Below are 22,401 nucleotides of genomic sequence, written 5' to 3' on the forward strand. Positions count from 1 at the left end.
CCACAAAAAAGACCCGAAGCGCAAACTCCGGGCCTTCTCGCTTAACTTCTTTCAGTCTTTGTTCTTAGCCGCACTTGCTGTCGCCGCACGACAGGCAGGTGGCGCATCCATCCATGATTACGACGGCCTTGGTGTTGCACTTGCCGCACATGGTGGAGTTGGGCGGGAAGTCGCCAGACTGTTCGTCGTTGGTGGCCTGGGAGGTGCTGGCCTCAAACTCGGCGCGTTTTTCAGCGAGGATGCGCTTGGTGGTTTCGCTCATTTCCTCGGTTTCCATCAGGCCTACGGCCTTCAGGTGTTTTTCAATCACGGCGCCGATTTCTGCTACCAGGGAGGGCATGAATACGCCGCCTTTTTTGAAGTAGCCGCCGTTGGGGTCGTATACAGAGCGCAGCTCTTCCACCAGGAATGTCAGGTCGCCGCCTTTGCGGAATACGGCTGAGATTACCCGGGTGAGGGCGATAACCCACTGGAAGTGCTCCATGGACTTGGAGTTTATGAACACTTCGTAGGGCTGCCGGCATTCGTGGTCTGTGTCTTCGTTGAGCAGGATGTCGTTGATGGTAATGTACATCGCGTGCTCGGCCACCGGCGGCTTGATTTTATAGGTGGTGCCCACCAGAAATTCAGGCCGCTCGATGTATTCGTTCATCTCTACGGGCTTTTTCTCTGCTGGTACAGCCGCCTGTTCGGCGGCTGCGTCTGTGTCGGCTTTTTTAACCCGGTAGCCGACAATTTTGTTGCTGATTTTAACTGTCATTTCTATCGTCCTGTGTCGGTGTTCCGGTTCAGTACTTTCCGTAGGTGCCTTCTTTGAGGGCATCAAACAGGTTGGCGGCGGTGTGAATCTCGCCATCGTATTCTACCTGTTCGTTACCCTTCAGGTTAACCTTGCTGCCATCGTCCAGAGTGAATTCGTACAGGGTGTTCTCAAGGTCTTGCTCTTTTACCAGCACACCCTGGAAGGCTTCCGGGTTAAACCGGAATGTGGTGCAGCCTTTCAGGCCTTTGTCATAGGCGTAGTGGTAAATGTCCTTGAAGTCCTGGTACGCAAAGTCTGTCGGTACGTTGGCCGTTTTGGAAATCGAGGAATCTACCCACTTTTGTGCCGCTGCCTGGATGTCTACGTGCTGCGCCGGGCTAACATCGTCGGCGGTTGTGAAGTAGCTGGGCAGCTTTTTGTCGGCGTCATCGGAGAACGGCATGGCACCCGGGTTAATCAGGTGGCGGTAAGCCAGCAGTTCAAAGGAGAACACATCCACTTTCTCTTTGGTCTTGCGGCCTTCGCGGATGACGTTACGGGCGTAATGGTGCGAGAAGCTTGGCTCGATACCATTACTGGCGTTGTTGGCCAGCGACAGGCTGATGGTGCCTGTGGGGGCGATGGAGGTGTGGTGGGTAAAGCGTCCACCTTTCTCCGCCAGTTTTTCCACCAGCTCCGGCTCCACCGCTGCAATGTCCTGCATGTAGCGGCTGTATTTGGCGTGCAGAATGCGGCCTTTGAGCTTATCGCCAATTTTGTGGCCATCCTGCGCCAGTTGCGGGCATTTGCTCATCATTTTGGGGGTAATTTCAAAGTCGTCGTCCATGATGGGGGCAACGCCTTTTTCTTCGGCCAGGGCCAGTGACTGGCGCCAGCCTTCCACCGCCATTTCCCGAACCACGTCTTCAGTAAACTGTACAGAGTCGGCTGAGCCGTAGGGCATACGCAACATCGCCAGGGTTGAGCCCAGACCCAGAATGCCCATGCCGTGGCGGCGCTTGTACATGATTTCGTGGCGCTGCTCGGGCAGAGGCAGGCCGTTGATCTCTACAACGTTATCCAGCATGCGGGTAAAGATGCCCACAACTTTGCGGTATTTTTCGTAGTTGAAGCTGGCCTTGTCGGTAAACGGGTTGTCGACAAACATGGTCAGGTTCACCGAGCCGAGCAGGCAGCTGCCGTACGGGGGCAGGGGTTGCTCGCCGCAAGGGTTGGTGGCGCGGATGTCTTCGCAGAACCAGTTGTTGTTCATCTGGTTCACTTTGTCGATCAGGATGAAGCCCGGTTCGGCGTAGTCGTAGGTGGAGGTCATGATGGTGTCCCAGATGAACTGGGCTTTCAGGGTGCGGTAAATACGGCACGCCACCTTGCCTTCATCGTTCACCACGTAGCCGTCGAGTATCGGGAAGTCGCGATACACAAACTGGCTGGCGTCGTTAAGGTCCAGGCCTTCGTCTTCGGCTTCTTTCTCGGTGACCGGGAAGGAGAGATGCCAGTCATCATCGTTGCGAACGGCTTCAATGAAGTCTTCTGTGATCAGCAGTGACAGGTTGAACTGGCGCAGGCGGCCGTCTTCGCGTTTTGCCTGGATAAAATCAATCACGTCCGGGTGGTGAACGTCAAAGGTTGCCATCTGCGCACCACGACGGCCACCGGCCGACGATACGGTAAAGCACATGCGATCGAAGATATCCATGAACGACAGCGGGCCGGAGGTGGTTGCGCCAGCGCCGGCTACGTAGGCACCTTTGGGGCGCAGCGTAGAAAACTCATAACCGATACCACAGCCAGCCTTGAGGGTTAGGCCGGCTTCGTGGTTTTTCTCCAGAATGTCGTTCATGGAGTCTTCAACAGACCCGGAAACCGTGCAGTTAATCGTTGATGTGGCCGGTTTGTGGGCTTCGGCACCTGCGTTGGAGGTGATGCGACCGGCAGGGATGGCGCCGTGCTTGAGTGCCCAGACAAAGTTCTTTTTCTGCTCACTGCGCACGGCTTTGTTTTCTACCTGTGCCAGGGCAGTGGCAACACGCTGGTAAGTTGCGTTGATGTCTTTGTCTACAGCTTCGCCGGTTTTGGTTTTCAGCTGATACTTGCTGTTCCAGATATCAAGCGACGTTTCCTGCATGGGAATCGTTGTAACCACTGCTTCTGTCTCTGCCTTAGCGTTTGCGTTCATCACTACCCTCGGTGTTCAAAAAACGATTGACGACAGCACCGTTTAGTGGTGCTTGTACTTATGGAAATTGTAAAGCTTGCGCTGGCCTTCAACCCTATATATGGGTGAATTTGCGGTGAGTATAACAGGATATAGTGGTTTGTGAACTCAAGGCGGGCTATTGATAACAGGTTTAGCGCAAAGAAAATCAATGGAAAAAAGCTTGAAAGCTGGCAAAGCGCACAGCCCCGGGGTCTTCAGACACAAAGGCGGATGTCCGCCCTTGTGTCAGCCCAGAAGAAGGCTGTCATCGTCTACTGACAGCCCGCGCTGTTGCTCGAACAGCTCCAGCAGGTCTTTCACTTCCAGGCCTTCCCGGTCTTTGCCATGAATATCAAACACTACCTGTCCCTGGTGCAGCATAACGGTGCGGGAACCCACTTCCAGAGCCTGTTTCATGCTGTGGGTAACCATCAGCGTGGTCAGTTTCTGTTCTTCAATGATTTTGGTGGTGAGCTCGAGCACAAAGGTCGCGGTTTTCGGGTCCAGTGCGGCTGTGTGCTCATCCAGCAGAAGAATGGAGGACGGGGTAAGACTTGCCATCAAAAGACTGACAGCCTGGCGCTGGCCGCCAGAGAGCAGGCCCATTTTGTCGCCCAGGCGGTTTTCCAGCCCCAGGTTCAGGGAAGACAGGCTGTCCCGGAACTGTTCCATATACTGTTTTTTAACAGCGGAACCCAGGCCCCGGCGCTGGCCGCGCTTGATGGCAAGAGACAGGTTCTCTTCAATGCTCAGGCCTTCACACGTGCCCGCCAAAGGGTCCTGGAACACCCGGGCAACGCGTTTGGCGCGTCTGTGGGTGGGTAGCCGGGTCACGTTGACGTTGTCGACAATAATGGTGCCGCTATCCACGATCACTTCCCCCGCAAGAGCGTTCAGGAAGGTGGATTTGCCGGCGCCGTTGCTGCCAATCACGGTGACGAACTCACCTTGGTTAACGGTGAGGCTCATGCCCTGGAGCGCCGGGTTTTCCAGCGGCGTTCCCTGGCCAAAGGTCAGACGGAGGTCGGTTGCACTGATCATATTGTCTCCTCAGGCCTTTTTGCGGGTCAGTTTATGGGTCACGGTGTTGCGAACGCCGGGCAATACAATCGCGAGGGTGACCAGAACGGCGGTTATCAGGTTCAGGTCCTGCGCCTTCAGGCCGAGAATGTCGGCGTTCAGGGCGAAACCAATGGCCAGGCGGTAAATTATGGCGCCGACGACGCAGCCAATCAGGGCGCGCAATACGGTGGCGGGCGTTACAACCGCTTCACCGCCAATCAGTGAGGCCAGTCCAATTACGATAACACCCACACCCATGGTGACATCCGCAGCCCCCTGGCTCTGGGCAAAAAGTGCACCGGCCAGGCCGACCAGGCCGTTGGAAATGGCCACACCGAGGATAATCATAGCGCCGGTCGCGATACCCTGGGCGCGGGCCATTCTCGGGTTGGCACCGGTGGCGCGCATGGCCAGGCCGGTTTCGGATTTCATAAAGCGCCAGAGAAGGATCAGGGAGACAAAGATAACAATAATAAACAGCAGCACCGGTACCTGATGATAGGCCAGGTCCAGAGAGTACCAGGGGGTAAGAACGGTTTCTTCGCCCAGCAAGGCGATGTTGGGCCGGCCCATTATCCGCAGGTTAACCGAATACAGGGCAGTCATTGTAAGAATGGACGCCAGCAGGTTCAGTATATTCAGTTTAACGTTAAGAATGGCGGTTACGGCACCCGCTGCCATGCCGGCCAGAACGGCGCAACCTGTGGCAATCCAGGGGTCCCAGCCTTCCATGATAAGGACCGCGGCAACCGCAGCGCCAAGAGGGAAGCTGCCATCCACCGTCAGGTCGGGGAAGTTGAGTACCCGAAAGGACAGGAAGATTCCGAACGCAACCAGGCCGTAAATCAGGCCGGTTTCGATTGCGCCATAAAATGCAATTTCACTGAGCATGGGGATAATTCACTGTGAAAGAAAAACGGACGGGCCGTTATACAGGACCCGTCCGTGTAAGTCAGGCGTTACTTGGAGCTTGTTACTACGTGATCGGCATCGGCAATCACATCCTCGGAGAGGGTAATGCCCATGCGCTCAGCAGCTTCGGGGTTTATGAACAGCTTGACCTTTTCCATGGTCTCAAAGGGCATGTCCGCAGGCTTTTCGCCTTCAAGTATGCGGGCCACCATAACGCCGGCCTGGCGGCCGTGGTCGTAATAGTCAAAGCCCATGGCGGCAACGGCACCCCGGTCAACCGTGGCTGTGTCGGCCGCAAACACCGGAATATCGGCACGCTCACCCACGGAGATGACGGCTTCAGCAGCGCTGATTACGGTATTGTCGGTGGTCAGATAAATAGCATCTGCCTTGCCAACCAGTGAGCGAGCTGCGCCCAGCACTTCTGATGTTTTGGTGGCTGCGCCCTTAACCAGGGTAAGTCCGCGGGCTTCCATACGCTCTTCCAGCAACTCAACCAGGGATACAGCGTTGGCTTCACCCGGGTTGTATACGGTACCAATGCGCTTGGCATCCGGCATGATGCGCTGCAGCATATCCAGATGCTTTTCAATGGGGCTCATGTCGCTTACCCCGGTGATGTTTGCGCCAGGTGCGTCTGTGCCTTTTACCAGCTTGGCACCCACGGGGTCGGTTACGGCGGCGAAGACAACCGGAATGTTGCGGGCGGCAGCGGCCACTGTCTGGGCGGAGGGGGTGGCTATGGCCACGATGACATCGGCGTTTTCGCCGACAAATTTACGGGCAATCTGGGACGCAATGGCTGAGTTACTCTGGGCGCTTTCGTGCATCAGCTGCAGGTTGTCGCCATCTTTATAGCCGCGCGCGGCCAGTTCGTCTTTTACGCCTTCGTGGGTGGCGTCAAGCGCCGGGTGTTCAACAATCTGTGTAATCGCAACCAGGGGTGGCTCTGCCGCCAGTGAAAGACTTGCCATTGCCATTATTGAGGCCCCGAGCAGGGTGCGCAGTGTTTTTGTGGCCATATGCCCATCTCCGTGGTTTGTTGTAGTAGCAGTAAGCGGGTGCGGGAGTTTATCACAGCTGCACTGCTTTAGTAGTGGCGCAGGGTAACGTGTTTAGGCACACGTCACGCTTTGACGGACCATAATATGTTGGAATACCCTACTAAAGTCTCGATAATACCCATATAACTCAAACAACGAAAATATAGGAAGATCCATGCAAGCAACCAACACACTTCCCCTGGATATGGTCTACCACTGGGAGGCCACCAAGGCGGACTCATTATATCTCACGCAGCCGGTGGGAAATGACCAGGTCGTTGAGTATACATGGGGAAGGGCGGTTGATGAGGCTCGCCGCATGGCGTCGTATCTCAAGTCGCTCAACCTGCCGGAGAAAAGCCGCATCGGGCTGATCTCCAAGAACTGTGCACACTGGATAATGACCGACTGGGCCATCTGGATGGCCGGGCATATATCTGTTCCTCTGTACCCGACTCTGAATGCGGAGACGGTGAACTACATTCTGAATCATGCTGAGTGTGATGTGTTGTTTGTGGGTAAGCTGGATGACTGGGAGATGATGAAACCCGGGGTGCCAGACTCGGTCCGTTGTATTTCGTTCCCGCTGAGCCCGCCCAATGATTTTGAAACCTGGGATGACATTATTGCCCGGTGCTCGCCGCTGGAGGAGAACGTTCAGCGTGAGCCGGAGGAACTGGCAACCATTGTCTATACCTCTGGCAGTACAGGTAAGCCCAAGGGTGTTATGCTGACATTCCTGAATATGGCCTATGCAGCAGAGGGCGGCATGGAGGTCCTGAAGGTGGGCTCCGATGAGCGCATGTTGTCCTACCTGCCGCTGGCGCATGTTTTCGAGCGTACTTTTGTTGAACTGGCTTCACTGTACGCTGGCTTTCATCTGTTTTTTGCCGAATCGCTGGATACCTTTGTGGAAGATATGCAGCGGGCTCAGCCAACTCTGTTCCTCTCTGTGCCCCGGCTGTGGGTCAAGTTTCAGCAGGGGGTTCTGCAGAAACTGCCGCAGAAGAAACTTGATACGCTGCTGAAAATTCCAGTGGTAAACAAGTTGATCAAGAAGAAAATTCTCAAGGGACTCGGGCTGGATAAGGTCAAGCTGGCCGGCAGTGGCTCGGCTCCCCTGGCCGGGGATGTGCTCGACTGGTACCGGAACCTGGGACTGGAGCTGTTGGAAGGGTACGGCATGTCCGAGAACTTTGCGTATTCCCATATCAACAAACCAGGGCGCTCCCGTACCGGGTATGTGGGTGAGAACATGCCGGGCGTTGAAACGAAAATCAGCCCTGAGGGCGAGATCCTGATCAAAAGCCCGGCCACCATGCTGGGCTACTACAAGGATGAGGAAAAAACCAAAGAGACCTTTACCGAAGACGGCTTCCTGAAAACGGGCGACGTTGGGGAAATCGATGAGGCGGGCCGGCTCCGGATTACGGGGCGGATGAAAGAGATTTTCAAAACCAGCAAAGGGAAATACATTGCCCCGGCACCGATTGAAAACCAGCTGATGGCAAACCAGAGCATTGAGCAGGTGTGCGTATCCGGTGCCAATCAGACACAGCCGTTTGCTCTGGTTCAGCTCGCAGAGGGGGTTCGGGACAAGGTTGCAGATGAAGCGTATCGCAAAGAGCTGGAGACCACATTCAGCCAGCTGGTGGATCGGGTAAACAAAACAGTGGATCCCCACGAACAGCTGGCTTTTATTGTGGTTATGAGTGATGAGTGGACAATTGAAAATAACTTCCTGACGCCCACACTTAAGCTTAAGCGGAACGTTGTGGAGGACACCTACGAAGGAAAGATAAACGACTGGTACGCACAGCGTAAGAAAGTTATCTGGCAGTAAAATAGTTATGATGCACAGGCCCGGTCTCGCCCGGGCCTGTTTTTTTAGCTCAGGAGTAATGTATGAGTCAGCTTGCGGCGTTCCAGAAGCGCATTCATGAAGAGATTCCGCTTTCCCGCGCACTGGGCATAGAACTGCATTCCTGGGACGGTAGCTCGCTGGTTCTCAGTGCGCCGCTCGCCCCCAATACCAACCACCAGGGCACAGGCTTCGGCGGCAGCGTCTACTCAGTAGCAGTAACTGCTGCCTGGGGACTGACTGAGCTGGCGCTGGCAGATCTTGGTTTAAAAGGGAGTGTGGTGGTGCAGACTGGCAGCATTGATTATCTTGACCCTGTTACTTCAGACTTTTACGCAATCTGTCGCCTGCCTGGTGAAGAAATTCCCGAGCGCTTCAGTAAGAGCCTGGCAAGGCACGGAAAAGGCCGGCTGGATCTGATTGCGGAAGTCTTTTGTGGTGCGCCTGACAGCTCCCCACAAGCAGACCCGGTTGCGGTATTCCAGGGCAGGTTTGTGGTTCAGAATGCCCGCTCGAAACCCAGCCTGCAGTTCTGAGGCGATCAGTATCACGCCATGGAGCGGGTGTTGGAAATGGATTTGCTCATCAGGATGATTGGAATAATGCCGGCCAGCACAATAATCAGGGCGGGCAGGGCACTGTGATACAGGCGTTCGTCTGACGCAAACTGGTAAACGTAGGTTGCCAGTGTTTCAAAGTTGAAAGGCCGCAGAATCAGCGTGGCTGGCAGCTCCTTCATGCAATCAACAAACACCACCAAAGCGGCCGTGACCAGTGTGCCCCGCAGCATCGGCAGATGCACCTTAACCAGGGTTTTTCCCGGGCTGTTACCCAGGGACCGGGACGCCATATCCATGCTGGGTGTGACCTTTTGCAGCGCGCTTTCCACACTGCCGGCAGAGACCGCCAGAAAGCGGACGGTGTAGGCAAACACAAGGGCAAAAGCAGAGCCGCTGAGAAGAAGACCGCTGCTTACGCCAAAATAATCCCGCATCAGGCTGTCCAGCCAGTTATCAAAACCCGCCAGAGGAACAATCACGCCCACCGCCAGAACGGCACCTGGCATGGCATAGCCCAGGCTTGAGAGGCGCATAAGTACCTGCATACCCCGGGTATTGTGAAGCCGACGGCTGTAGGCCAGAGTAATACCAATCAGCAGGGTGGTCAGGGCTGCGGTTCCTGACAGAAACAGGCTGTTGAATGTGTTGGCGATGAAGTCCGGGGTCCAGCTTTCACCAAAGTATTCCCACGCATAAACACTCAGGGTTACGCCGGGAACAATAAAGCCCAGCACTACCGGGATAGCGCATACAACAACACAGATCATCTGGCGGGGAAACGACATGGTAAAGCGACGGATCGGGTCCCGGTTATCCCTGGCTGCAAACTGTTGCTGACGCCGCCGGGAGTAACGCTCCAGGGTAACCAGAATCACAACAAAAATGAGCATGGTGGTGGCAATCTGCGCGGCACCGCCAAGGTTGCCCAGGTTCATCCAGGTATCAAACAGGCCGGCGGTCAGTGTTTGTACCGCAAAAAAGTCCACGGTGCCGAAGTCGTTCAGTGTTTCCATGAGCACCAGTGACAGCCCTACCGCGATAGCGGGGCGGGCAATGGGTAAAACCACTTTGAAAAACGTACTCAGGGCGGAATGCCCCAGGCTGCGGCTGACCGCAAACAGGGAGGGCGACTGCTCAAGGAAAGCCGCGCGGGCCAGAAGGTAAACGTAGGGATACAGGACCAGGCCGAGCATCAGTGTGGCGCCTTCGAGGCTGCGGATCTCGGGGAACCAGTAATCGGCCGCGCTGCTCCAGCCAAATATGCCCCTGAGGGCACTCTGAACCGGGCCTGCGTAGTCCAGCAGGCTGGTGTAAACATAGGCGATGACATACGCCGGTACGGCAAACGGCAGTAACATGGCCCATTCAAAATACTTCCGGCCCGGGAACTCACACATGGTGACAGCCCAGGCTGTTGCAAGGCCAATCACCAGGGTGATCACCCCGACCCCGAACATCAGCTTTCCTGTGGTGATCAGGTAGCGGGGCAGCGTGGTTTGTATCAGGTGTGGCCAGATATTTTCTTCAGGGAAAAAGGCCAGAATGATAACGGAGAGAACCGGCAGGGCGACAACAGCAGTGGTCAGTATCGCACTGAACAGCCAGCGGCGAGAGGTTCGCTTTGCCAGCAGGGGCTGAGTCAGCCCGGGATTAACGCTGGTCGCGGCCTCGCTCATAGGTTTCCTGTTGCTAAAAAGTGTGGATGGTGCTGATGAAAGGCACTGATTGTAGTCAGCTCACTTGATTGCTGCAATGACAGGCGTCATTTACCAGGTGTATCAAGGCAGTAACGAGGGCAGGCGGGCTGCCCTCGCCAGGGATCTGATTAGCCGTCGTAGTCTACACGGTCAACCAGCTTGACTGCGGCATTGCGCCTTTCTGCAATTTCCTGCAGCGAAAGGCTGTCCGGCTGAATCGGGCCCCACTCGGCAACCAGGCCGGTAAGCTCGACGTTCGGGTTTGCCGGGTATTCGGTGTTGGCCTTGGCGTAAATGCTCTGTGCCTCGGGCGAGGACAGGAACTCCATCAGTTTTACTGCGTTCTCCCGGTTGGGTGCGCTTTTGGTCAGGGAAATGCCGCTGATGTTGATGTGCGTTCCACGGCCATCGGCGTTCGGGAAGACCAGACGAACAGCTTCTGCAGCCGGGCGCTGGTTTTCATCGCGCAGCATGTTGCCATAGTAGTAGCTGTTGCCAATGGAAACGTCGCAGACGCCTTCGGCAATGGCTTTGATCTGGTCACGGTCGCCACCCTGAGGCTTGCGGGCCAGGTTGTCTTTCAGGCCCTTGAGCCAGGTTTCGGTTTCCGCTTCACCGTGATGGGCGATCATGGAAGAGATCAGCGCAATGTTATACGGATGCTTACCGCTTCGGGTACAGATGCGGTTGTTCCACTTGTCATCGGCCAGTTCTTCGTAGGTGGTAATCTCACCCTCATCCACACGTTCTTTGGAGGTGTAAATCAGGCGGGCGCGGGTTGTCAGAGCAAACCACTTTCCATCCGGGTGACGCAGGTTTTCCGGAACATTTTCTTCCAGTGTTTCGCTGTCCACACCCTGCACCAGGTCGCGTTCAACCAGTTCATTGATTCTGGAAATATCAACGGTCATCACGACGTCTGCGGGACTGTTACGGCCCTCTCGCTCAAGGCGCTCTGCCAGTCCTTTTTTGGCAAACACTACGTTGCTCTCGATGCCGGTTTCTTTCTCAAAGGCATTCAGCAAAGGCTCCAGAAGGTAAGCCTGCCGATAAGAATAAATGTTGACCTCGCCGTCTGCTGATGCCGAAAGCGGAAGGGCGGTGAGAGCGATTGCCGCTGCTGCAGTGAGTTTTGTGCGCATTGAGCCATCCTTTACTGTGTTTGGTTAAAAGTGCGCGAGGACATGTGAGAGTGACCAGCGCCTGGTAACGGCAACCATTCTCATTTGTGTCGGCAGAGAAGTCAACATTACCGTGGGCGTATATTCAGGAAAAAGGTGGTACCCTTTTAGTGGTGAGTTGGAGTGGCTGATGACAGACAACGCAGTCGCCTTCTGCAAAATAAAAACAGAAATATAGTGGATTTTTTCTAATGGACTCTGGTGACCGTAGAGAGCACAGCCGTACAGCCATGAACGCGGTTGTAAAAGTCAGCCATGAAGCGCAGGGTGAGTTTGTATTCTCAACCCGGGATGTGTCGGATGGTGGTGTGTTTATTGTTGTAGAAGATGCTCCGTTTACGCCTGCCCTCGGCGACGAAGTGAGTGTGCAGGTGCAAGGCTTGCCCGTTCCGGCACCGATCCTGAAGATGTTGGTTGTGCGTGAAACCAACGACGGCTTCGGTCTGCAGTTTAAGGAGAGTGCTGAGTGACGAGTGCTCAGTAAGCCAGGATGCGAGCACTGCTGCCTGGCACGCCCCGTGCTTAGTTGGTAATCACTACCCGCAGGCTTTTTTGCACCCACCTGTATGTGTTCTCTGGCAAAAATGAGGTGATAATTTCTGACTCTCCTCCGGCATCACCTGACACAAAATACTCCACCTCTGCTGTCTGGCTGCCATAAGAATGCACGACCACGTCTTGAGGGCGGGTTGTGATGGCTTCCAGATCTGCAAGCTCAGGTTTACCGCCAATTCGACTGATACTCACCTGTTTCAAATCTGTATCGTCTGCTTTTACCTTAGCGATATGATCATCCAGGTAATAGCGATTGCCGATGATAGTAGAGATGCGGTTCAGCTCGCGGCGAAGATAACTGCGGGCCTGCTCGGTATCGAAGTCGTCCAGTGAGCGGACAGCTTCGAAAATACGGTTTCTTTTGTTCTCCAGGTCCTGTTTGTACTCAATGTCCGGGTCCCAGTTATTTTCATTCCTGGGGCGTTCGTCTGCGTTTTGTATTTCTGCCTCGGTGGGAGGGGCGCCGCAGATTTCATGGTCTTTCGGGTAAAAACAGATTTGCGCAAGGAGCTGGTTTGCCGCCGACATATCGTTTTTATTATTTTTAGTGAACTCGGCCTCACTTACGTTAAAGTCTATCGGGCTGCTCAAGCTCGGCAGGGCCGCGTTTAGCTGTTGAATAACGCGGTCACGTATCTCAATGCCTTCATTGTCCTTCAGGTTCTCGTTCCAGTTCAGCGCAATCAGAAAACGGGTCAGGTTCAGAAGGGGAGTGCGCGTAATGAGCTTTTTCTCTGTGGGTCGGTGAGTACTTAATCCCTGATCGTTAACAGAGACGGTTGAAAGTTGCGCCCGGATATCGGGGAAGAATTCCAGCGGTGTTACCCATTCCTGAGCCGGAACCCCTTCTGCGAGAGAGAGGTTGCCCACGTTCAATTCAAGGGTTTCACCTGGGTAGTATTGAAACCGGCCCTGAGTGTCGGTTTTTCCGTGCTGGCTGTTTGTTTTGTAAGTCAGGCCGCGGATGCCGAGCGCATTTATCTGTCCTGTTTCTGTATCATTGCTGCTGCTGTCGCTGTCGCCGCTAAAGCATCCGGATAGAAGGAGGCTTATCAACACCAGAGCAAGCACGGCTCTGGGCAGGCTTAACACCGGACAGGGAGTAACTGCAGTCATGACCAACCTTTTGTAATTTGTTGTAACCACATTATAAGCAGGCTGCTTTGCGTATAATGGGGTACCTGTCGCAGATTACGGATCTTGCCGCCCGGGTGTGGTAGTGGGCGCCAGCCTTGAAAAAGATGAATGCGCCTCAATAGAGGAACATCCCTGTATATCGCTTTTTTAAATCGGAACCTTTTATGACCAATGCGCTGGAAATTGAGGGGCTTACGAAAACCTACGGCAGTGGGTTTGAGGCTCTGAAAGGAATCGACCTTTGTGTGAAAGAAGGTGATTTTTTTGCACTGTTGGGACCCAATGGTGCCGGCAAATCCACCACGTTGGGTATTGTGTGTTCTCTTGTCACAAAAACCGCCGGCAAGGTAAAGGTGTTTGGCTACGATATTGATACCCACCTTTCAGATGCCAAACTCAATCTTGGCGTTGTTCCCCAGGAGTTTAACTTTAACCAGTTTGAAAAGGTGTTTGATATTGTCACCATTCAGGCCGGTTATTATGGAATTCCACTGAAAAAAGCTGCGATTTCTGCAGAGAAGTATCTGAAAAAACTGGGTCTCTGGGATAAACGCAATACGCCGGCACGTATGCTGTCCGGCGGCATGAAGCGCAGGCTTATGATTGCCCGCGCTCTGGTACACGAGCCCAAACTGCTGATTCTGGATGAGCCTACCGCGGGTGTGGATATAGAGCTGAGGCGCTCCATGTGGTCTTTTCTCGAGGAGATGAACCGACAGGGGACCACCATTATTCTGACGACCCATTACCTGGAAGAGGCAGAAGCCCTGTGTCGGAATATCGCCATTATTGATCATGGCCGTATTGTCCGGAACACCAGCAAGCGGGAGCTGTTGCAACAGCTAAGCCTTGAGACTTTTCTGCTGGATACTGAAACCCCTCTGGCGAAAGCGCCACACCTGGACGGCTTTGAATGTCGCCTGGGCGATGAAGGTGTGCTTGAGGTAGATGTGGAGAAAGGTCAGGCGCTGAACCATGTATTTTCTCAGCTGGAGCAACAGGGCGTAAAAGTCGTCAGTATGCGTACCAAGGCAAACCGGCTCGAGGAGTTATTTATCCGCATGGTAGAGAGCACTACGCCCGCCGCGGAATCGATCACGGAGGGCAGAGAATGAATCCCCAGGCATTGTTTGTTGCATTCAGTACGATTGTTGTCAGAGAGGTTCGCAGGTTTACCCGCATCTGGCCGCAGACGCTGCTGCCACCCGCAGTGACCATGACGCTCTACTTTATTATTTTCGGTAACCTGATAGGTTCCCGTGTTGGTGAAATGGGCGGCTTTGATTATATGTCGTTCATTGTTCCCGGGTTGATCATGATGGCGGTGATTACCAGCTCCTACGCCAACGTGGTTTCGTCTTTTTTCTCCATGAAATTCCAGCGCAGTGTCGAGGAGCTACTGGTTTCCCCTGTGCCTAACTGGATTATTCTCGCAGGTTACGTAACCGGCGGTATGGCCCGGGGACTGGGAATCGGGGTTATCGTGACCCTACTGTCACTGGCATTTACCCGACTGCAGATCCATAACCTGCCGATGGTTGTGGTTACGGTGTTTCTCACCTCGGCGTTGTTCGCTGTGGGTGGCTTTATTAACGCCTTGCTGGCAACCAAGTTTGATGATGTGTCCATTGTGCCGACCTTTGTCCTGACGCCGCTTACCTATCTGGGCGGGGTTTTCTATAGTATCGATCTGCTTCCGGATTTCTGGCAGGGCGTATCTATGGTTAACCCGATTCTGTATATGGTGAATGGTTTCCGGTACGGCATTCTGGGTGTGTCTGATGTGAACCCGTTTGTTTCGCTTGTGATGATTCTGGTCTTTATTGTGGTGCTTTCTGCGATTGCCCTTAAGTTGCTGGCTCGCGGTAAAGGCATACGCCACTGATACCAGATTCTGGTCCAGATATAGTTTAGTTTGGGAATTTTATGGCACTCGATAACGCGCCACTTGGCAAAAACAGTGACTATCCGGATCAGTATGATCCTTCTTTGCTTTTCCCCGTGGCGCGGGAGGAAAACCGGCGTCGCCTGGGCTTCCCGGACGGGCGTTGGCCCTGGTTTGGAGGCGATCTCTGGCAGGCGTGGGAGGTTTCCTGGTTGCGCCCCAGCGGCATTCCTGATCTGGCGTGGGCAGAGATCCGGTTTCCGGCTGCAGCGCCTGCCATTATTGAGTCCAAGTCGCTGAAGCTGTACCTGAACTCCCTGAATCAGACGGTTTTCTCTTCTTCTGATCAGGTTGTGGAAACGGTAACCCGCGATTTATCAAGCGCTTGCGGGGCAGCGGTGAGTGTGCACTTTAACAGTGTAGATCACTCGCATACGGCGGTCGGGCGCCCCGCCGGCTACGAATTGATTGATAATGAGGTGGTAGACGATGTGGTGTACAGCTATGCTCCGGAATCGCTTACTGCCTCGGGGCCTGTGGTAACTGAGAAACTCTGCTCGCACCTACTGAAGAGTAATTGCCCCGTTACTGGCCAGCCAGACTGGGGGACGGTATTGGTGAGCTATACCGGTCCGGCGGTGGATCGCGCGGGGCTGTTGCGGTATCTCGTCAGTTTTCGGCAAAAGCAGGATTTTCACGAACATTGTGTGGAGACGTTGTTTACCGATCTGCTGAACCTGTGTCAGCCGGAAAGTCTTACCGTGTGTGCGCGTTATACGCGTCGGGGTGGGCTGGATATTAACCCCTGGCGCAGTACAGAACCCGAAGAGCAGGTGGGGCCAAGGCTGGTAAGGCAGTAGATCAGTTGCCCGGGTCTCCTTCGTGCCGCAGCCGCTCAGCCGCATCGTCCAGTGCGGCGAGAATGCTCTTGCGCTCTTTTTCGGTAATTTTATCGGAGTCCAGGTACATGGCAAAACCGTTATGCTCATGTTCCATAAAACTGCGGTTGGGGCCCATGTCACGGCGAAAATCCACAACCTCGTAAATGGGAATGGGGCGGCCGAAACCCTTAACCGTGATTTCACCTTTATCCCGGCACATAATCCGGTCTTTAACCAGCGAGAAGGTCTCGTAGGATATGAGAATTGCCCCGGGGTCGGCCAGAGATTCAAGGCGGCTGGCGAGGTTCACTTCCTTGCCAATGATTGTGTAGTCCATACGGTTTTCAGCGCCAAAGTTACCCACGGTGGTGTAGCCGGTACTGATGCCCATACGAATTTCCAGCGGCGTTTTTATACCCTGGCTTTGCCACTTCTGCCGCATGATCTTCATATGATTGCGCATATCAATGGCCATGGATACGCAAGCAAAGGCGTCTTCCCGTGGGCCACGGCTGGTGGGGTCACCAAAGAAAACCATGATGGAGTCGCCCACAAACTTGTCAATTGTACCGCCATACCGAAGCGCGACTTCTGCCATGCCGTTAAAATAGTGGTTCAGCAGTTCTGTGAGGGCTTCCGGCTCCATTTCTTCGGAAAGTTCCGTAAAGCCTTTTATGTCGGAGAAGAAAATGGCAAGTTTTTTACGCTGGGTTTCGAGGCGTACGTCTCTTTCTCCGGTAAAAATGGACTGCCATACCTGCGGTGAAAGGTACTTTGAGAGTTTATGGGAGAGTGCGATGGACTGCTCACGCTGGCTCTGGATCTGCGATTTGGCCAGCATCAGGGCCCGTGCCTGCTGGTGCGCGTAGAAGGCTGTAACACAGATATAAACCCCGGTTGTGAGTATAGACAGCATGCTGGTAAGCAAGGGCGACTGATAAGACGGTGCAGGCCCGCTAAGAGCCAGAAAGCCCAGAATGGAAGCTGTCATAAGTACGCAGCCAATAAGCCATTGGCGTATACCGCCTATGATCAGGGCACTGAACATCAGCATGAGGACCACTGACGCAGACGGTATGGCAACGAGACCAATGCAGCCGATAAAGCCACCGCCAATAATACAGTCTGCGGTCAGCATTTTCTGACGAATTCGAGGGGTGTTTTTAAGAAACGTATGCCGTGTAAGAAAGTAGGCAATGTGCGGCCAGAGCAAAGCGCCAGCCACCAGCCACATATGCCATTGCTGGAATGCTCCCTGTAAGACCCCCGCAACAATTACTATGGCGGTGGCAGTGTAGGACAGTACACGGCCGTTGTAGTCGGGCATGGGGGGAATGGCTACAGTGTTGTCCCGGGGACCGGGCATCTGTGACCTTTCTGCACTGTCGCTGGCGTTGCGTAGATCTGCCGAAGCACTCATCATGTAAGCTGTTCACTCATGGCGCTGGACCCTGAAAATACGACTAAAGACTAACAGTATTACGTATAACCCACAATTAACTGGCCTGTTTTGAAATGTTCCTGGTCAGATTCACTATAACTGGAAGACTATTAACATGAGTTCAGTCACTGACTTTTTGCTCAACAGGGCATCTGAGCCACGGCTGGAAGCGCCGGCGCCAGGCGCTGGAGTACTTGAAAGAGCGTTCGCAGCCGCTTCCCGGGCACCTGATCATGCCTTACTGCGTCCATGGCGCTATCTCGTAATTGAGGGTGAGGGCCTGGAAGCGTTGGGCGAATTGTTTGCTGCTGTACACACAGACAGTGGTAGTGAGAAGAAGCTGGAGAAAGCCCGGAAAAAGGCGCAGAGAGCACCAATGGTGATTGTCGGAATAGCCTCACCCAGGCCGCACCCTAAGGTACCGGAATCAGAGCAGCTGCTTTCTGCTGGCGCAAGTATGAGTTTTCTGGGGCTGGCATTGCAGGACGCCGGATATGGCGTAATGTGGCGTACTGGAGACGTTGCGTATCACCCAGCTGTGCTTGAAGGGCTAGGGTTAAAGCCGGGAGAGTCCGTAACCGGCTTTCTGTATACAGGTACCGTATCGTCCAGAAAACCCAGCGTTCCCAGGCCGGAGGTGGCTGATTTTGTAACACGCTGGCCGGCGTGAAGCTGCCCGGGCTTCTAATCCTGCTCATCCCCCGGATTAGTCCGGGGGGAAACACATTGCCGCTTTACCGAAGATAGCCGCTCATCTTTCTGCTTCACTCTAGTCTTTATCTTTCATGTCTCTGTAATTAAACAATTTTTTCATATTTAACAAAGCTGGCATTGCCTTTGCTTGCAGTTGGGTATGGAAAAAATCCGGCAAAGCCTGAGTGGCCGGTGCCGAACTCCGGAGGTTGTATGGCAATTACATTTGATAAGGCCCTTGGCATTCACCAGCACGCACTGGAAACCAGGGTCAAACGAGCAGAAGTCCTGGCAAACAACATGGCGAACGCCGACACACCAGGGTTCAAGGCCCGCGATCTGGACTTTAAGTCTATGATGCAGAAAGCCCAGAATGACATGAGCGGTTTTGGTATGGAGAAGACTCATGCAGGGCACATGGATTCTTCGGCCGGAGCTGGAAACGCGGATTTGCTTTACCGGGTGCCTGAGCAACCGTCGGTTGATGGCAATACGGTTGACGCCCAGTCCGAGCAGACACGCTTCATGCGTAATGCCATGGATTATCAAGCCAGCTTCCAGTTCCTGAACAGCAAATTCACCGGCCTGACTAAAGCCCTGAAGGGCGAGTAAGCCACCGTTACACGATTAGCGAAGGAGAGACATCATGTCATTGGGTGGTATTTTTGACATAGCCGGTTCGGGCATGACGGCGCAGTCTTTACGGTTGAATACAACTGCGTCGAATATTGCGAATGCGGAGACGGCCAGCTCCAGCACAGAGGGTACTTACCGTGCACGCAAGCCGGTATTTTCAGCGGTTCAGCAGTCGCTACTCAATCCGGATCAGCAGGCCCACTGGGGTCTGGGACAGGAACAGGCCGGTGCCGGTGTTCGGGTAGAAGGTGTTGTGGAAAGCGACACGGAACTGCAGATGCGTTACGAGCCTGAACATCCGGCGGCGAACGAAGATGGTTATGTTTTTTATCCCAATGTGAATGTTGTGGAAGAAATGGCAGACATGATGTCCTCCTCCAGGAGCTTTCAGATGAACGTGGACATTATGAATACGGCAAAATCCATGATGCAGCGCATTCTCACGCTTGGTCAGCAGTAAAGGGTCGGAGATCGAATCATGAGTGCAATCAACGCAACAGAAGCCTCCGATGTACTGGGTCAGTACAGATCCCGGCAACAGCAGGATGCCAGCGGCAACAGCGAACTCGGTAAAAACGAGTTTATGGAGTTGATGCTTGCGCAGCTTAAGAACCAGAACCCGCTGGAGCCCCAGGATAACGGCGAGTTTATCTCGCAGCTGGCACAGTTCAGTTCGCTGGAAGAGATGCAGGCACTGTCCGGACGAGTTGATGACGTGGTCGGGCAGTTCCGTTCTACGCAGGCGTTGCAGGCCTCTGCCATGGTTGGCAAAACAGTTCTTGCTCCGTCTGAGGTGGGCATGCTCGGGGCCGAGGGGGAAGTGATGGGCAATATTCAGGTGCCTGCCTCTACCGGCGGCGTCCGCTTGTCTATCCAAAGCCCCGACGGTGAGCTGGTACGGCAAATCGACCTGGGCAGCAGTTCCGCGGGGGTTAAATCCTTTAGCTGGGACGGTAAGGATGGTAACGGCAACAAGTTGCCGGACGGCCCCTACAAGATTGTCGCTGAAGGCTCTTACCCTCAGGGGAGTGTGCAGCTTCCGACCATGGTCAGTGCCAATGTTGACAGTGTGTCTCTGGGGCAGGGTGGCTCTGTAACGTTAAATCTGGCGGGCATGGGCTCTATTGCGCTGTCCGATGTAAAACAAATCAATTGATACCGGTTCAGATCAGAGGTGAAACATGGCTTTTAATACGGGTTTAAGTGGTCTGAGAGCGGCAGCGGTAGATCTGGACGTAACCGGCAACAACATTGCCAACGCCAGCACGGTTGGCTTCAAGGGCAGTAAAGTACAGTTTGGTGATCTGTACGCAAGCGGTTTTCTCAGCGCCGGAACCAACCCGATTGGTGATGGCGTGAATGTGCAGGATGTAAAGCAGTCGTTCGGCCAGGGTAACATCAGCTTTACCGACGGTGGGCTGGATATGGCCATCAGCGGCGATGGTTTTTTTGTTCTGAACAATGGCGGTGAGACTCGTTATTCCCGGGCCGGGCAGTTCACCATCGATAAAGACGGGTTTGTCGTAAATAATCAGTCTATGCGGGTTCAGGGCTATACGGCAGATGGCGACGGTAACCTCTCAGGCATTCGTGGTGATCTTGAAATTGCCACCGACAATTTGTCGCCAAGGCGGACCACGAACCTAAGGTCTGAGCTCAATCTGGATTCCCGCGAGTCGGTACTCGAGTCCCGGGTGCGGGATGTCCGCTCACTGCCTTTCGGAGACATCAGTGGTGAGAAGTTCAGTATTGCTTATTCTGATGGTACCCCCGGGTACTCTGTCGATCTCAGTGGTAGTGACACGGCTCGCCAGTTGGCAGATAAGCTGACAGCCGCGCCCGGGCTCAGCGCTTCTGCAACAACCTCAGCGACGCTGCCGCTATCGAATCAGGACATTGAGGCTGCAGACATTCCGTTTGAGTTCAGCCTGAAGGTTAATAATGCGCCGCTGACAATTGACACCAGTAATGTAAAGACGCTGGATCAGCTGAGTGCAGCCATTAATGACTCAAACGATACGGCAATTTCAGCGGCGGTTATCACCAATGACGCGGGTGAAAAGCGATTGCGTATCCGCCATAACCAGGGTGAAAATCTTGAGATCGACTTTGCGGGTCTTGACGATCCTATCTCTGAGAAGGGCAGCATTAATTTGACCGGTGACAGGACAATCGCCAGTGTAGCGGCGAGTGATGATTCGCCTGGCGATAAATTTGTGACCCAGTATAACCAGTCGCCGATCCGTATCACCAATGAGTTTAATCCGGCAGATCAGCGCACGTATAACCATGCGACCTCCACCTCCATTTTCGACAGCCTGGGTAACTCCCACGAATTGACGCAGTTTTTTGTCAAGGAGCCGTCGCCAGGAAATGGCGTAGGGGTGAGTGAATGGTCCGTGTATCTGCAGATTGATGGTGAGATGGTTGCGGGTACAGACACAACTCCGATTACAGCCAGGTTTAATCAGGATGGTGCCCTTCAGTCTGTTGATGGTGATGCAAATGGCGAGATTGTTGTCTCCGACTGGGTCCCCAAAGATGAAAACGGGTTGCCCAACGGTGCTGACGGTCCGCCCTTGCCTGGCGCCGATGTGGTTACACCGATTCCTGACCCGCCCCAGACATCAGCGTTTGTTGTGAACCTGGGTGGCACCACTCAGTATGGAGCCGCATTTGGTGTCGATGACCAGCGTCAGAATGGTTATACCACCGGCCGGCTGTCAGGTCTGGATGTGTCCGGCGAAGGCGTGCTGTTTGCCAGGTATACCAACGGCCAATCAAAAGCTCTCGGACAGGTTGCGCTTGCAGCATTCAGCAATACAGACGGTTTATCCCCCGTTGGGGATACCAGTTGGGTGGAAACGTTTGAGTCAGGGCAACCGGTTATCGGGCGGCCTGATACGGGCACCCTGGGCAGTATTGAGGCCAGCTCAGTAGAGGAATCCAACGTGGACCTTTCAGCAGAGTTGGTTAACCTCATTATTGCGCAACGAAATTACCAGGCAAACGCTAAAACCATTGAAACCTCCGATGCGGTCACCCAGACCGTTATCAACCTCCGCTAACCGCCTCAGATAAACATGGCACGACTCCTGCTTGGATATTGGTAACAGTCAAGATTCCGGCAGGAGTTTTCCCATGGATAAAGCCCTTTACATTGGTATGTCGGGCGCTAAGCAGAACATGCTGTCGCAGCGCGCCCATGCCAATAATCTGGCAAACGTAAATACCACTGGTTTTAAGAAAGACTTTGCGCAGGCCCGCAGTATGCCGGTTTTTGGCGAGCATCATCCCACGCGTGCTTATGCCATGGCTGAGCGCCCGGGTACGGATCTTTCTGCAGGGGCGCTGATGCAGACAGGTCGCAAGCTGGACGTTGCTCTCGAAGGTGACGGCTGGCTGGCTGTTCAGAACGACCTGGGTGAAGAGGTTTTTACGCGCTCGGGCAGCTTGCAAGTTGATGTGAATGGGCTGGTGCGCCTTTCCAGTGGTGAGATGGTCCTGGGGAATGGCGGGCCGGTGGCTCTCCCTCCGTTTGACAATGTACAGCTAGGTGCTGACGGCACGGTATCCATTGTTCCGGTCGGTGGCCCACCGGATCAGTTGGTAGAGATCGATCGGCTGAAGTTAGTAAACCCTCCAAAAGACGCTATTGAGAAGGGGTTGGATGGGTTTATTCATCGCAAGCCCGGTGCGGCTGTTGAGGGCGGTGAACCGGCAGACGGAGCTCTGCGGATAGCATCGGGCTTCCTGGAAAGTTCCAACGTTAATGCGGTTGAGGAAATGATTTCCAATCTTCAGTTATCGCGTCAATACGAGATGCAGGTGAAGGTTATGCGAACCGCAAACGAGAATTCTGAAGCAGCGGCACGATTGTTGCGGAACCTCTGATAA

21 protein-coding genes are annotated in these 22,401 nt (G+C 54.1%); 12 read left to right on the top strand and 9 right to left on the bottom strand.

From position 1 onward, the window contains the following. Positions 1–64: 64 nt before the first annotated feature. The 5 genes from FFI95_RS06450 to FFI95_RS06470 form a co-directional block, all read right to left on the bottom strand. On the bottom strand, positions 65–760 hold the full coding sequence (locus FFI95_RS06450; RefSeq protein WP_144821615.1) for a TSCPD domain-containing protein: 696 nt from the start codon (positions 758–760) through the stop codon (positions 65–67). Positions 761–788: 28 nt separating this feature from the next. After that, on the bottom strand, positions 789–2,939 hold the full coding sequence (locus tag FFI95_RS06455) for an adenosylcobalamin-dependent ribonucleoside-diphosphate reductase (RefSeq protein ID WP_178974842.1): 2,151 nt from the start codon (positions 2,937–2,939) through the stop codon (positions 789–791). A gap of 267 nt (positions 2,940–3,206) precedes the next feature. Continuing rightward, entirely contained in the window at positions 3,207–4,001 is a 795-nt protein-coding gene (locus tag FFI95_RS06460) for an ABC transporter ATP-binding protein (protein WP_144821616.1), read from the bottom strand. A 9-nt stretch (positions 4,002–4,010) separates the two neighbouring features. Next, positions 4,011–4,913 (bottom strand): ABC transporter permease, encoded by a 903-nt coding sequence (locus FFI95_RS06465; RefSeq protein WP_144821617.1) that lies wholly within the window; start codon positions 4,911–4,913, stop codon positions 4,011–4,013. Positions 4,914–4,981: 68 nt separating this feature from the next. Then, positions 4,982–5,956, bottom strand: coding sequence for an ABC transporter substrate-binding protein (locus FFI95_RS06470; protein WP_144821618.1), 975 nt, complete (start codon positions 5,954–5,956; stop codon positions 4,982–4,984). A gap of 196 nt (positions 5,957–6,152) precedes the next feature. Here FFI95_RS06470 and FFI95_RS06475 point away from each other — a divergent pair, with 196 nt between their 5' ends. Next, the gene (locus FFI95_RS06475; RefSeq protein WP_144821619.1) at positions 6,153–7,820 is read left to right on the top strand and encodes an AMP-binding protein; all 1,668 of its coding nucleotides are present in this window, start codon (positions 6,153–6,155) and stop codon (positions 7,818–7,820) included. Positions 7,821–7,882: 62 nt separating this feature from the next. Further along, positions 7,883–8,374: a thioesterase domain-containing protein gene (locus tag FFI95_RS06480; RefSeq protein ID WP_144821620.1), complete on the top strand. Its 492-nt coding sequence runs from the start codon at positions 7,883–7,885 to the stop codon at positions 8,372–8,374. A gap of 11 nt (positions 8,375–8,385) precedes the next feature. On the opposite strand, the gene FFI95_RS06485 is transcribed toward FFI95_RS06480, so the two are convergent. Further along, on the bottom strand, positions 8,386–10,074 hold the full coding sequence (locus FFI95_RS06485) for an ABC transporter permease (protein ID WP_144821621.1): 1,689 nt from the start codon (positions 10,072–10,074) through the stop codon (positions 8,386–8,388). Between the two features lie 149 nt (positions 10,075–10,223). Continuing rightward, a complete protein-coding gene (locus tag FFI95_RS06490; RefSeq protein ID WP_144821622.1) occupies positions 10,224–11,237 on the bottom strand; it encodes a Fe(3+) ABC transporter substrate-binding protein in 1,014 nt (337 codons plus the stop codon). Between the two features lie 230 nt (positions 11,238–11,467). On the opposite strand from FFI95_RS06490, the gene FFI95_RS06495 reads away from it, so the two are divergent. Continuing rightward, positions 11,468–11,746: a PilZ domain-containing protein gene (locus FFI95_RS06495; protein WP_144821623.1), complete on the top strand. Its 279-nt coding sequence runs from the start codon at positions 11,468–11,470 to the stop codon at positions 11,744–11,746. 52 nt (positions 11,747–11,798) lie between these two features. Here the strand turns inward: FFI95_RS06495 and FFI95_RS06500 are convergent, their stop codons facing one another. Next, a complete protein-coding gene (locus FFI95_RS06500) occupies positions 11,799–12,947 on the bottom strand; it encodes an organic solvent ABC transporter permease (protein ID WP_144821624.1) in 1,149 nt (382 codons plus the stop codon). A gap of 185 nt (positions 12,948–13,132) precedes the next feature. Here FFI95_RS06500 and FFI95_RS06505 point away from each other — a divergent pair, with 185 nt between their 5' ends. The 3 genes from FFI95_RS06505 to queF are packed head-to-tail and all read left to right on the top strand — an operon-like array spanning position 13,133 to position 15,713. Then, positions 13,133–14,083, top strand: coding sequence for an ABC transporter ATP-binding protein (locus FFI95_RS06505; protein WP_144821625.1), 951 nt, complete (start codon positions 13,133–13,135; stop codon positions 14,081–14,083). Continuing rightward, positions 14,080–14,853 carry an ABC transporter permease gene (locus FFI95_RS06510; RefSeq protein ID WP_144821626.1) on the top strand — a complete coding sequence of 258 codons (774 nt, stop codon included), beginning with the start codon at positions 14,080–14,082 and terminating at the stop codon, positions 14,851–14,853. The genes FFI95_RS06505 and FFI95_RS06510 overlap by 4 nt, the downstream gene beginning before the upstream one ends. Positions 14,854–14,894: 41 nt before the next feature. Continuing rightward, positions 14,895–15,713, top strand: coding sequence for an NADPH-dependent 7-cyano-7-deazaguanine reductase QueF (queF, locus tag FFI95_RS06515; protein ID WP_144821627.1), 819 nt, complete (start codon positions 14,895–14,897; stop codon positions 15,711–15,713). Position 15,714: 1 nt separating this feature from the next. Here queF and FFI95_RS06520 read toward each other — a convergent pair whose 3' ends face one another. Beyond that, on the bottom strand, positions 15,715–17,157 hold the full coding sequence (locus tag FFI95_RS06520) for an adenylate/guanylate cyclase domain-containing protein (RefSeq protein WP_144821628.1): 1,443 nt from the start codon (positions 17,155–17,157) through the stop codon (positions 15,715–15,717). Between the two features lie 133 nt (positions 17,158–17,290). Between FFI95_RS06520 and FFI95_RS06525 the strand changes: the two genes are divergently transcribed. The 6 genes from FFI95_RS06525 to FFI95_RS06550 all read left to right on the top strand — a co-directional run bounded on the left by FFI95_RS06525 (position 17,291) and on the right by FFI95_RS06550 (position 22,398). Further along, positions 17,291–17,845 (top strand): nitroreductase family protein, encoded by a 555-nt coding sequence (locus FFI95_RS06525; RefSeq protein WP_144821629.1) that lies wholly within the window; start codon positions 17,291–17,293, stop codon positions 17,843–17,845. Positions 17,846–18,081: 236 nt separating this feature from the next. Continuing rightward, positions 18,082–18,480 carry a flagellar basal body rod protein FlgB gene (gene flgB, locus FFI95_RS06530; RefSeq protein ID WP_144821630.1) on the top strand — a complete coding sequence of 133 codons (399 nt, stop codon included), beginning with the start codon at positions 18,082–18,084 and terminating at the stop codon, positions 18,478–18,480. Positions 18,481–18,514: 34 nt separating this feature from the next. Beyond that, on the top strand, positions 18,515–18,964 hold the full coding sequence (gene flgC / locus FFI95_RS06535; protein ID WP_144821631.1) for a flagellar basal body rod protein FlgC: 450 nt from the start codon (positions 18,515–18,517) through the stop codon (positions 18,962–18,964). 18 nt (positions 18,965–18,982) lie between these two features. Further along, the gene (locus FFI95_RS06540; RefSeq protein WP_144821632.1) at positions 18,983–19,660 is read left to right on the top strand and encodes a flagellar hook assembly protein FlgD; all 678 of its coding nucleotides are present in this window, start codon (positions 18,983–18,985) and stop codon (positions 19,658–19,660) included. Between the two features lie 25 nt (positions 19,661–19,685). Then, positions 19,686–21,572, top strand: coding sequence for a flagellar hook protein FlgE (locus tag FFI95_RS06545; RefSeq protein ID WP_144821633.1), 1,887 nt, complete (start codon positions 19,686–19,688; stop codon positions 21,570–21,572). Between the two features lie 73 nt (positions 21,573–21,645). Further along, on the top strand, positions 21,646–22,398 hold the full coding sequence (locus FFI95_RS06550; RefSeq protein WP_144821634.1) for a flagellar basal body rod protein FlgF: 753 nt from the start codon (positions 21,646–21,648) through the stop codon (positions 22,396–22,398). The last annotated feature ends 3 nt before the right edge of the window (positions 22,399–22,401 follow it).

It is taken from the genome of Marinobacter piscis, from assembly GCF_007671655.1.
GTDB classification, from domain to species: Bacteria; Pseudomonadota; Gammaproteobacteria; order Pseudomonadales; family Oleiphilaceae; genus Marinobacter; species Marinobacter piscensis.